General features: G+C 60.8%; 9 protein-coding genes and 1 pseudogene. All 10 read left to right on the top strand.

The window, feature by feature from the left end:
- Window positions 1-199, top strand: a pseudogene (locus tag ACYVDE_RS06580) (galactokinase); the annotation flags it as partial.
- Between the two features lie 145 nt (window positions 200-344).
- On the top strand, window positions 345-1,397 hold the full coding sequence (locus tag ACYVDE_RS06575; RefSeq protein WP_460500686.1) for a galactose-1-phosphate uridylyltransferase: 1,053 nt from the start codon (window positions 345-347) through the stop codon (window positions 1,395-1,397).
- A 248-nt stretch (window positions 1,398-1,645) separates the two neighbouring features.
- Window positions 1,646-2,689: a LacI family DNA-binding transcriptional regulator gene (locus tag ACYVDE_RS06570; RefSeq protein WP_460500685.1), complete on the top strand. Its 1,044-nt coding sequence runs from the start codon at window positions 1,646-1,648 to the stop codon at window positions 2,687-2,689.
- Window positions 2,690-2,823: 134 nt separating this feature from the next.
- Complete coding sequence (locus ACYVDE_RS06565; RefSeq protein ID WP_460500684.1) at window positions 2,824-3,540, top strand: 3'-5' exonuclease; 717 nt, start codon at window positions 2,824-2,826, stop codon at window positions 3,538-3,540.
- Between the two features lie 163 nt (window positions 3,541-3,703).
- A complete protein-coding gene (locus tag ACYVDE_RS06560) occupies window positions 3,704-5,623 on the top strand; it encodes a DUF294 nucleotidyltransferase-like domain-containing protein (protein ID WP_460500683.1) in 1,920 nt (639 codons plus the stop codon).
- Between the two features lie 154 nt (window positions 5,624-5,777).
- Window positions 5,778-8,519, top strand: a complete 2,742-nt coding sequence (locus tag ACYVDE_RS06555) for an alpha-L-rhamnosidase-related protein (RefSeq protein ID WP_460500682.1) — start codon at window positions 5,778-5,780, stop codon at window positions 8,517-8,519.
- 293 nt (window positions 8,520-8,812) lie between these two features.
- Window positions 8,813-9,745 carry a T9SS type A sorting domain-containing protein gene (locus ACYVDE_RS06550; RefSeq protein WP_460500681.1) on the top strand — a complete coding sequence of 311 codons (933 nt, stop codon included), beginning with the start codon at window positions 8,813-8,815 and terminating at the stop codon, window positions 9,743-9,745.
- Between the two features lie 254 nt (window positions 9,746-9,999).
- The gene (locus ACYVDE_RS06545; protein ID WP_460500680.1) at window positions 10,000-10,719 is read left to right on the top strand and encodes a hypothetical protein; all 720 of its coding nucleotides are present in this window, start codon (window positions 10,000-10,002) and stop codon (window positions 10,717-10,719) included.
- Between the two features lie 41 nt (window positions 10,720-10,760).
- The gene (locus ACYVDE_RS06540; protein ID WP_460500679.1) at window positions 10,761-11,417 is read left to right on the top strand and encodes a hypothetical protein; all 657 of its coding nucleotides are present in this window, start codon (window positions 10,761-10,763) and stop codon (window positions 11,415-11,417) included.
- The coding region (locus ACYVDE_RS06535) for a histidine kinase (protein WP_460500678.1) at window positions 11,396-11,692 on the top strand (297 nt) is incomplete at its 3' end. The genes ACYVDE_RS06540 and ACYVDE_RS06535, both read left to right, overlap by 22 nt.

Here is an 11,692-nt window from a genome sequence, read left to right as displayed (position 1 = left end):
CGAGGCCGCGCTGGCCGCGCCTGGCATCTTCGGCGCGCGCATGATGGGCGGCGGCTTCGGCGGCTGCACCATCAACCTGGTCGCGCCCGATAAGGTCGAGGCCTTCATTGAAAGCGTGAGCGCAGCGTATGAAACCCGCTTCGGCCGTCGCCCGGAAACGTACCAGACTACGATTGTGGATGGGGTAGGCACTGTTTGAACAATGTAGAGACGCAATATTTTGCGTCTCGTCGTTGAACGACCGGCACCGCGCCGAACCACCGCAACCGCGCATGCTAAACAACATCAGCAACGACGAGACGCAAGATATTGCGTCTCTACCTCGTTCTTAAATAACCAACGCCATGGCCTCCTTCGATTCCACCGAACACCCGCACCGCCGCTTTAATGCCCTCACGGGCGAGTGGGTTCTGGTGTCGCCGCACCGCTCGAAACGGCCCTGGCAGGGCCAGCAGGAAGAACCCGAGCAGGACCAGCGCCCCGCCTACGACCCCACCTGCTACCTCTGCCCCGGCAACCCCCGCGTGGGCGGTGAAGTGAACCCGAAGTACACCGACACCTTCGTGTTCAACAACGACTTCGGAGCCCTGACTGTTGACGTGCCCACCGGCGGCGTCGACGAAGGCGGCCTGCTGCGGGCCGAAGCCGAGTCGGGCATCTGCCGCGTCATTTGCTTCTCGCCGCGCCACGATTTGACCTTGCCGCAAATGACCACGCCCGCCATTCGCAAAGTGGTGGACTTATGGGTGAGCGAGTTTGCCACGCTGGGCGCGCGGCCCGACATCAACTACGTGCAGATTTTCGAGAACAAGGGCCCGATGATGGGCTGCTCGAACCCGCACCCGCACGGCCAGATTTGGGCCCAGCGCACCGTGCCCGGCGAGCCGGCCAAGGAAACCGAGCGCCAGCTGGCCTACTACCAGCAGCACGGCCGCACGCTGCTGGCCGATTATCTGAAAATCGAGCTGGAGAAGAAGGAGCGGGTGGTACTCGAAAACGAGCATTTCGTGGTGCTGGTGCCGTTCTGGGCCGTGTGGCCGTTCGAAACCATCGTCATCGCCCGCCGCCCGGTGCAGGACGTCACCCAACTCACCGACGACGAGCGCGACGCGCTGGCCGACATTCTGCGCCGACTTACCATTCGCTACGACAACCTGTTCAACATCTCGTTTCCGTACTCGGCCGGCCTGCACCAGCGCCCGACGGACGGCCAGGAGCACCCCGAATGGCATCTGCACATGCACTTCTACCCGCCGCTGCTGCGTTCGGCCACGGTGCGCAAGTTCATGGTGGGCTACGAGATGCTCGGCGACCCGCAGCGCGATGTTACGCCCGAGTTCAGCGCCGGTCGGCTGCGCGAGCAATCGGAGGTGCACTACAAGGGTACGGTGGAGTAGGAGTTTATTTGAATAAATGATGGGAACGGATGGTCATGCAGAGCGCAGCGAAGCATCTCGCTCGATTTATCCTCACGAATGACTGACGGCTGCACGCGAGACGCTTCGCTACGCTCTGCATGACCGTTCGATTATTCAAACGAAAACAAAGCCCAGCCCCGGCCGCTAACTTCAAGTGGGATTCATCGGTTTATAGGAAGCCGGCTGCTACATTTGAATTCCCACCAGTTATTTAAAATACTACTGCTTTGTCGCAAAAACGAGCTTCCATTTCGGATATCGCCAAGGAGCTGAACCTGGCCGTGTCGACGGTTTCGCGGGCCCTGAGCGGGCACTCGCGCATCAGCCAGGCCACCCGCGACCGGGTGCAGGCCTTGGCCGAGCAGCTCAATTACCAGCCCAACCACCTGGCCGCCGCCTTGCGCAAAGGCCACAGCAACACGCTGGGCGTGATTGTGCCGCACGTGGATGGCCATTTCTTCTCGCAGGTGATGAAGGGCGCGGAGTCGGTAGCCAACCGCGCCGGCTTCAACGTACTGCTCTGCCAGTCGAACGAGGACTACGAGCAGGAGCAGAAAAACGTGGTGACGATGATAAACGCGCAGGTCGACGGCATTCTGGTGTCGGTGGCCCGGCCCACGCCCGATTTTGCGCATTTCGACAAGATTCAGAAGCGCGGCATCCCGCTGGTGTTCTTTGACCGCATTGTGGATGACCCCGTTCTAAACGCGGTGGAGCTCGATGATTTCCAGGGCGGCTACCAGTCCACGAAGCACCTGCTGGAGCAGGGCTGTCGGCGCATTGCCCACTTCGGCGGGCCGCAGCATCTGCGCATCTACATCAACCGCTTCGGCGGCTACCGCAAGGCGCTGGAGGAGTTCGGCCTCGCGGTGGAGGACGAGTTGGTGATTTTCAGTGATATGTGGGAAGCCGATGGCCGCACCGGCATGGAGCAGTTGCTGGCCCTGCCCAACCCGCCCGACGCCGTGTTTTCGGCCAGCGACTTCACCATTGCCGGGGCCATGCGTGTGCTCAAGGAGCGCGGCCTGCGCATTCCGCAGGACGTGGCCCTGGCCGGCTACAGCAACGAAAGCTTCTGCTCGCTCACCGAGCCCAACCTCACGTCCGTCGACCAGCGCCCGGAGGAAATGGGCCAGGCCGCCATGCAGCTGCTCATGGAAATGGTGCACGACACCGGCGATGTGGCCGTGGAGCCGCGCAAAGTCGTCATCCAGCCCCGGCTGATGAAGCGCGAGTCGTCGATGAAAGGAAAGGGCGAAGGGAAGAAGTAAAGCAGCCCGTCATGCAGAGCGCAGCGAAGCATCTTGCTGCGGTAGTAATCAAAACCGTTCTCACGATTGATTCAATATCCCGCGCGAGATGCTTCGCTGCGCTCTGCATGACGTTCTAACCAAGCCACACCAGCGTGAAAGACTACCTCCTGTTCGTCGATACCGAAACCTCGGGCATCCCGCGCGACTGGAACAAGCCGTATTCCACGCGGGGTAACTGGCCGCACATCGCGCAGCTGGCCTGGGTAATCTACACCCGCGAAGGCGTGGAGGTGAAGGCAGAAAACCACTACATCCAGCCCAACGACTACGATTTGGACCCCGGCGCGGGCAGCGTGCACGGCCTCACGCCGGAGTTTCTGCGCACGCACGGCGAAACGCGCCACGCCGTGATGCAGGCCCTGCATCGCGACCTGACACAATACCAGCCGCTGGTGGTGGCCCACTTCATGCAGCTTGATTTTCACATGGTGGGGGTAGGGTTTCATCGCGCTGGCCTCACCAACCCGCTGCTGGGGCTGCCCACGTTTTGCACCATGCGGGCCACGGGGCCGCTGTTGCGCCATTCTACGCAGGGCTTCCTGCGGCTGCCCGAGCTGTACCAGCGGCTTTTCCAGGAGCCCCAGCCGGGCGAGCACGATGCTTTGAGCGATGCTTACGCCACCGCCCGTAGCTTCTTCGAGATGCAGAAACAAGGCATTGTGACGGAGGAAGCCATGCGCCAGCAGGGTCCGCCAGTGGGCCTGCAGCCACCCATGCCCGCCGGCCGCCGCCTGCAGATTGGCGTGGCCCCGTGGCTGGCCGTGGGCACGGTGCTGCTGGTGCTGCTGGCATTTTTGCTGATGGGGTGAGCAGAAAATCGATTTTAAAACCATGATAGAATGAACGTCATGCGGAGCGCAGCGAAGCATCTCGCGTGCACAATGCAATTCAATCGTCAGGATTAAGTAAAGCACGCGAGATGCTTCGCTGCGCTCTGCATGACGTTCTCACAATCACTACTCACCACCGCCCATGTCCGATAAACTCGCCTTTCTCCGCACCGTCGCCCCGTTCGATTTATTGCCCGACGACGTTCTGGCCGAGGTAGCCGAGGGCCTGCAGGAGGTGCGCCATCCGCGCGAAACCAACATCTACCTGCAGGATGAAACCAAGCTGCGCGGGCTCGACATCATTGTGCAGGGCGAGTACGAAACGTTTTTCTACGATAGCCAGCAGCACCGGCGCGTGGTGGAATACACCCGGCGCGGCGAGTGCTATGGCGGCATCTCGCTGCTGCTGAATAAGAAACGCTCGCTGCGCACGGTGGTGGCCAAGCGCGACACCCGCGTGTATTTCCTGCACCGGCGCGAATTTCTGGCGCTGTGCCAGGGCTACGAGAGCTTCTTCCACTTCTTCACAGCGCGCTACGGGCGGCGGATGCTGGATGAGGAATACGCCAACTTCGTGCGGCCGGCCACGGGCGGCAACTCGGCGTCGAGCTACCTAGCGTCGGACCAGCTGTTTTCGCGTCGTATCGAAACGCTGGAGCTGCGGCCGGTGCTGCTGTGCGCGGCCTACGTGCCCATTTGCGAGGTGGCGCAGCGTATGGCCGCCGCCCGCAGCAGCTGCTACTTCATCACCAACGCCGACGTCGACGGCCACGTCATCGGCTATGTCACGGACATTACGCTGCGCGACAAAGTGGTGGCCGGCCTGGCCGATGCCCGCCTGCCCGTCGAAACCATCGTGGATGCGCCGGTGGTCAGCATCAGCTCGCGGGCCTTTGTGTATGAGGCCATTCTGCTGATGTTCCGGACCAAGACGCGCTATTTACTGGTCGAGACCGACGGCGAATACGTGGGCTTCATCAGCCGCAACAAGCTGCTGACCGACGACCAGGCCCAGTCGCCGTTCATCTTTATTCAGAGCGTGAAGCAGGCGCAGGCCGTGCCCGAGCTGCGCCGCCGCTGGGAGCAGGTCCCGGAGATGGTGTACCAGCTGCTGAACCGCGGCGTGAAGCCCGAAATCGTGAACCAGGTCATTACCACGGTGTCGGATACCATTGCGCTGAAGCTGATTGAGGGCGCCATTGCCGAGCTGGGCCCACCGCCGGCCCGCTTCGTGTACATGGTGCTGGGCAGCGAGGGCCGCAAGGAGCAAACCCTGCTGACGGACCAGGACAACGCCATTATTTATGAAGACAAGGCCAACGAGCAGCGTGAGCTGGTGCGCGACTACTTCCTGGAATTTGCCAGCCGGGTGAGCGACCAGCTCAACGAAATCGGCTTCAGCTACTGCGACGGTGGCTTCATGGCCAAAAACCCGAAGTGGACGCACTCGCTCTCGCACTGGAAGCGCAACTACGTGCAGTGGATGAGCGACGCCAACCCCGAAACCGGCATGCAGTTCGCCGCGTCCTTCGACTGCCGCTACCTCTACGGCGACGCCACCATCATGGACGAGCTACACGAGTTCCTGGCCCTGGAGCTGGAGAAGCCCACCGAGCGGTTCTTCCACTACCTGGCCCAGAACGCCCTGCAGTACGAACCGCCGCTCACGTTTTTCCGCAACATCCGCACCTTCGCCCACGGCGACCAGCAGGTGTTCAACCTGAAAAAAACCATGTCGCCCATCGTCGATTTGGTGCGCATGTACGCCCTCAAGCACCGCATTTTCGCCACCAACACCGGCGAACGCCTCGACGCCCTGCGCGCCCAGGGCGTGTTCACGGAGCGCGAAACGCAGGAACTGCTACAGGCTTACTACTACCTGATGGGCGTGCGCCTGAAAAAGCAGGCCGCCCAGATTATCCGCGACCACACCGTGCCCGACAATTACCTCGACCCCAGTACACTTACCAAGGTGGAGCAGGTGACGCTGAAGGAGATTTTCAAGGTGATTTCCGATTTCCAGCTCAAGATTAAGGTGGGTTTTACGAAGTCATTGGGGTAGGGCTGCAAGGCGGAATACCGCGAAATTTTATTTCGCCCCGCGTCGGGCCAGGTAGCGCCATAAGCCGCCTCTATGCGACGCGAAATAAAATTTCGCGGTACTCCGCCCGGTGGGCTGTGGCGTAATTTGCGGCCTCAGCCGCCCCACGCTCTTAATGACTTTCCAAACTTCTGCTGCCTTTCTGCTCGCGCTTGGCCTGCTCGGCGCCTGCCAGACCACCAAGCCCGCTCCCTCCACCACCACCGCGCCCGTTGTGCAAACTCCCATCTGGCAGTCGGATGCCTATAGCCTGTACCGCGACAAGGTGGTGCAGGGCCAGCACGAGGGCCGCGCCCTCTCGGCTACCCGGCTCACGAGCAACTACGTGAGCCCGGCCAACGACCGGCTCAGCCCGCGCGTCGAGTTCAAATTCAGCCTCAACGGCAAAGACAACGAGATGGCTCCTGGCCTGAACCACGTGCTACTGGCCGTGCCCCGGCCCGGCGGTGGGCCCATCGAAACGCCGCCCATCGTGTTTGGCCAGCGTTACGAGGATACCACACCTGCCGCGGCCACCCAATATCTGGACCCCAACACGCCGGTAAAAATCCGGCTCGACCTGCGGCCGGTGCTGGCGGCGTTCAAAAAGGACGGCTACTTCACCACCTTCAAGGGTGATAAAATCTATCAGCAGGATTTCAAGCATGTGTACGTGGCCGGCGGCACAGCCCCGCTGAGCTGGGATTTCGACAACCTGGCCAACAAGCCCGGGCTGGAGCTGACCGACACCAACGGCGACGGTATCTACGAAACCACCCTGACGCTGAACCAGCCGGCCGCCGCCAAAACCACCGCCAGCAGCTGGCAGAAAAGCATTAATACTGCTGATTTTCCGCAGTACAGCTCCGACTACCCCATTGCCGATGCGCTCTACAACCTGGCGCTGGAGGAAGCGCGCCGCGCCGTGGAGCCCGACAGTACCTTCCGGACCGGCAAGGAATGGGCCGGGGTGTGGACACGCGACGTGAGCTACAGCATCATTCTGGCCCAGGCCAGCCTGCAGCCCAAAGTGGCCATGAATAGCCTGCTGCGCAAGGTGACGCCCGACGGCCGCATCATTCAGGACACCGGCACGGGCGGGGCTTACCCGTGCTCGACCGACCGCATGATTTGGGCCGTGGCGGCCTGGGAAATCTACCAGGCCACCGGCGACGTGGCCTGGCTGCGCAAGGTGTTCCCCATCATCAAGCAGAGCCTGGCCGACGACGTGCAGAATGCCTACGACCAGCAAACCGGCCTCGTGCGCGGTGAGTCGTCGTTTCTGGACTGGCGCGAGCAAACTTACCCGCGCTGGATGCAGCCGGCCGACATCTACCAGAGCGAAAACTTGGGCACCAATGCCGTGCACTACCAAGCCAACGTGGTGCTGGCCCAGATGGCCGCCCGCCTGAGCCAGCCCGGCCAGGCAGCCTTCTACAAGCGCCAGGCCGAGGCCATCAAATTCGGCATCAACGAGCACCTGTGGCAGGCCGATAAGGGCTACTACGGGCAGTACCTGTACGGCCGCACGGCCCTGTCGCTATCGCCCAAGGCTGAGGCGCTGGGGGAGGCGCTGTGCGTGCTCTTCGGCATTGCCGAGGGCGACCGGGCTCAGACCGTGGTGAGCAAAACGCCCACCACGCCCTTTGGTATCCCGTGCATCTACCCGCAGATTCCGGGTATTCCGCCCTACCACAACGACGCCGTGTGGCCCTTTGTGCAGAGCTACTGGGCCCTGGCTGCCGCCAAGGCCGGCAACGAAGCCTCGGTGATGGAAAGCATTGCTGCTATCTACCGGCCGGCGGCGCTGTTTCTCACCAACAAGGAAAATTTTGTGGCCCGCAACGGCGACTTTGCCGGCACCCAAATCAATTCCTCCAACATGCTCTGGAGCCTGTCGGGCAGTCTGAGTCTGGTGTATAAGGTGCTGTTTGGCATGCAATACCAGGGCGAGCGGCTGGTGTTCCGGCCCTTCGTGCCCCAGGCGTTGGCGGGCCATCGCCGGCTCGAAGGGTTCCGTTACCGCAAGGCCGTGCTCGATATTGAGCTGGACGGCGCGGGCAGCACCATCAGCAGCATCACCATGGACGGCGCACCCCTGCCCGACGCGGCGGTGTCGGGCGCGCTCACGGGTCGCCACGCCATCAAAATCGTGCTGGCGGCGCCCGACGCCAACGCCGTACCAGCGGCCGTGAACCGAGTGCCCAATCGCACCTCGCCCGAAACCCCGGCCGTGACCTTTGCCGGTGGCCGCCTGCATTGGGCTGCCGTGGAAGGGGCCGACGAATACCTCGTGCTGAAAAATGGCAAGCTGGCCACTACCATTCACGAAACGGAATACGCTGTGCCGGCTGCCGACGGCTTTGCCGCCTGGCAGGTCATTGCTGTCAATGATGCTGGGCGCGAATCCTTTGCTTCGGAACCGCTGGAACTGGGCCACGAGGCCACCGGCGGCGTGCTGGTGCAGCTCGAAACCGTCGCGGCCAAGTCGGTCATGCCCTACAAAGGCTACACTGGTAAGGGCTTCGTCGAAGCCAGTGCCACCAAGAACACCGCGCTTACCATCCCCGTGGCGGTGCCTGAAGCCGGCCTCTACGCCCTCGATTTTCGCTACGCCAACGGTAACGGGCCCATTAATACCGATAACAAGTGCGCCATCCGCACGCTGCGGCGCGGGGCCGAGCTGCTGGGCACGGTCGTATTGCCCCAGCGCGGCGTAGGCGAATGGAGCAACTGGGGCTTCTCGAACCCCGTGCTGGTGCGCCTCGACAAAGGCACCACGCGCCTGCTGCTGGCCTACGAGCCGGCCAACCAGAACATGAACATCGCCGTGAACCAAGCCATGCTCGATTATCTACGTGTGCGCCGGGTGGAGTAGCAGCGTAAGCTGTACGCACTCATGGCAATATTTTGCCTACGCGAATCCCCTGAAGCTAACTGTGTATTTGGTTTCTGGGGATAATTTATTGTATTTATTCTTGTATAATGCAGGTTGATATAATATATAGTGCCCAATAAGTATAAAAAATCTACTTTATAATAAAAATCATATTGTTTTTAAGAAAAATATTATTCTATTTTGCTTTGCTACTGGCAGTTATCTACCTACTGGCTTGGCCCTTTCTTGGGTAGCAAGGGTTCGCTGCCTTACGTATCTTTTCAGACTTTTTTATGAAAATCATTTACTTACTCGCGTTCGGGCTACTCGGGCATTTTGCCGTGTTGGCGCAAGCCCCCGTCTACAGCGCTACCTATACCATGCAGCTCAAAGGACAACGCTACTATGCCTATCCAGGCGTGCAAGTGTGCGGCGCCGACTTTGCGCAGTCGGACGATGAGCGCACGCTGCCCGCGGTGCTGGGCGGCGATGGTGGCTGGAATTCCGGAAATCAATCATTCACCTCGACTGCGATTCCCAGCAACATGACCGTGAAAACGGTTGCGGTTACGGTAAATTTTAACACCCAGGTTGAAGCGCCGGTTACGTTGAAGCTCAACGGCGTACCAGCCGCTACCATTTGGTCGCAGGCCGGGATACTGCGCGACGGTTGCCAGACCGCGACATTTGCCTTGCCGGTTGCTGCTTACGTGAACGGGGGCCTGAATACGGTGCACATGAGCATTGGCGCTAATGCCGTGCTGGCCGTAAGCACCGAAACCGTGACCATCACCTACTCGGCTAACAAAAACACCGCCAACGAACCCAATAGCGGCTTGGTGCAGATATGCCACAAAGGCGACCCTATCTATGTAGCCGCGAGTGCCGTGGCCGCACACCAGGCGCACGGCGACAGCCTGGGCGACTGCACTTCGACCACTACTGCGAAAGCCGCACCGGATGCCGCTGCCAGCTTGATGGCATCGCCGAACCCCGCTGCTGACCAGGTTGCTTTTACCTTCCGGGTGGCCGGCAGCGGCAAAGCGGAACTGCAGGTGTATAACCAATGGGGTAAGCTGGTGGCCGCCGTGCCAACCCGCGTAAGCGCAGCCGGCGAGCTTCAGGTAGTGCCGTTCAACACGCAACAGCTACCCGAAGGCCTGTATGTGTGCCGCCTGGTGAGCAGCGCCGGAGTGCAAACCACCCGATTGACCCTGAGCCGCTAAGCGAGTTTCGGCGGACATAGCAAACGCGCCCCTGGCCGGCTACAGCTGGCCAGGGGCGCGTTTGCTATGCCGCGGGTCATTCTCTGTTTCCCACCACCTATTCAAATATGGGTTAGTGGCCAGCGCACCCCATGCATAGTGAGACGCAGGATTTTTTTGCTGGAATAGTATCAGCCCGGCGTCGGGCAATGTAGTTTTGACGGCATAGTTACATAGTTCAAATAAAACGCGTTTAAATCATGATTTCTGCAAAAATGACCTCAGCTTCAACTTCACCGACGTATCTGGACCCGACCAGCAAAATCGACCAGGCCACCTACGATGAGTTTGCCGCCAACTGGCTGAAAATAGTGGGCGAAGGCGGCGACCAGACTGCGCTGAACGCATGTTTCAATACCTCCGACAAACCGGTGACCCGCTTGGTATCCGTCAGTTTCACTGTGGCGCAGATTACAGAGGTGCTCTCGGCGCCGGGCATTGCGCAGGTGCGCGCCCGCTTCGTGGTGAATCCGAAAAAAGAAGCGCCAAACTTCGCCATCGTGCTCTACGGCGTTGATGCTCAGGGCCGTCGGCAAACGTCTTACTACCTTTCGGATTATCGGGCGGGGATGAAGTCGAATCCGCCCATCGTCGACGTAGAACTGCCCAATGTGTTGCGGCAGCATTGGGTGAACAACTGGGCCGACACCGAGCAGTTTCCGCTTACGCGCCAGCTTTTTGCCACCAGCTACGGCCCGCTGCAAGGCTTCAATTTTAGCCTGAGCGATTTTATGCAGCCGCTCATGCGCAGCACTTCCGAAGATGATAACCTGTCCATTCTGTTGGGATTGCACACGTACTTTGGCCCCAGCCCCGAGGGCGAAGCCGTAACGGCCACGTTTGGCCTATTGGTACAAGCGCCCATCGTGGCGGGCCGGCAAGGCGACGACGACCTTGCGTACGACGTAGCTGCCCCCAGCCCGCCCGCACCCTAGGGGCGGCCGTAGCCCGCACTACAACTAAACAGCCTGCCCAGATGAATATCGAGTTGTTTTGGTTTACGGTTATTCAGTGGCTGTCGTTCAGTACATTGGGGCTGGTGGGCGTGGTTGGCGCGCTGCGCTACCGGCAGCTCGGCGCCTCTTTGCGCTGCATTGTGTGGCTGGTGTGGTTTGGCATTGCCATGGAAACCGTTACCCACCTGTTGATTTTCTGGCACAAGCCCAATTTGTGGCTGATGCCCGTGGACACCTTGGGCGAAGTGCTGCTGCTGTCGCTGGCCTACGCGCCGGCGCTGGGGTCGCTCGGCTTCAGCCGGTGGCAGCCGTGGGTGGTGGGGGCCTTCGGAGTGTGCGTGATGCTGAGCAGCGGCCTGACCCCGGAAATGGCCCGCTTCAAACCCGGCATTATGCTCACCGGCTGCCTGCTGGAGCTGGGCTTGGCCGCGCTGTATTTTCGCAAGCTGCTCAATGATTTACAAGTGCCCAATCTGGCCCGCGAGCCCATGTTCTGGGTATCGACGGGCGTGTTGATATACGCAAGTAGCAAAGTGTTTATCTCGTTGTTCAGCAACTACATGCTGGAGCATTACTCGCAGCAATTAAGCCTGTTGGTATGGGCCGTGCACGGCCTGATGACGGTGGTGCTGTACCTGTGTTATCTTCGGGCTCTATGGTTGCGCCCCCAGAAGTAGCCTTTGCCCCCCTGCTGCTGGCCGGCATTGGCCTGATGCTGCTGGTGGCAGGGGGCTTCGTGTGGTTTGTGGTGAGCTATCAGCAGCGTCTGTACCGCCAGAAGTTGGCGCAGCGCGCTGCCGAGGCCAGCCATCAGCAGGCTTTACTGGCCGCCATCATCGAAGCGCAGGAGGCCGAGCGGGCGCGCATCGGCCGCGACCTGCACGACGACGTGGCCTCCTCTGTGGCCATGGCCCAGATGCTGGTGGAGCGCCTGGCCGTGCCGCACCCGGCC

It is taken from the genome of Hymenobacter agri, assembly GCF_054778495.1.
This window is presented reverse-complemented; position numbering and strand designations above follow the sequence as displayed.

What these genes read in the sequence shown, in the direction of transcription:
- ACYVDE_RS06575 (WP_460500686.1), top strand. Translation starts at nt 345, where the DNA reads ATGGCCTCCTTCGATTCCACCGAACACCCGCACCGCCGCTTTAATGCC.
- ACYVDE_RS06560 (WP_460500683.1), top strand. Translation starts at nt 3,704, where the DNA reads ATGTCCGATAAACTCGCCTTTCTCCGCACCGTCGCCCCGTTCGATTTA.
- ACYVDE_RS06555 (WP_460500682.1), top strand. Translation starts at nt 5,778, where the DNA reads ATGACTTTCCAAACTTCTGCTGCCTTTCTGCTCGCGCTTGGCCTGCTC.
- ACYVDE_RS06550 (WP_460500681.1), top strand. Translation starts at nt 8,813, where the DNA reads ATGAAAATCATTTACTTACTCGCGTTCGGGCTACTCGGGCATTTTGCC.
- ACYVDE_RS06545 (WP_460500680.1), top strand. Translation starts at nt 10,000, where the DNA reads ATGACCTCAGCTTCAACTTCACCGACGTATCTGGACCCGACCAGCAAA.
- ACYVDE_RS06540 (WP_460500679.1), top strand. Translation starts at nt 10,761, where the DNA reads ATGAATATCGAGTTGTTTTGGTTTACGGTTATTCAGTGGCTGTCGTTC.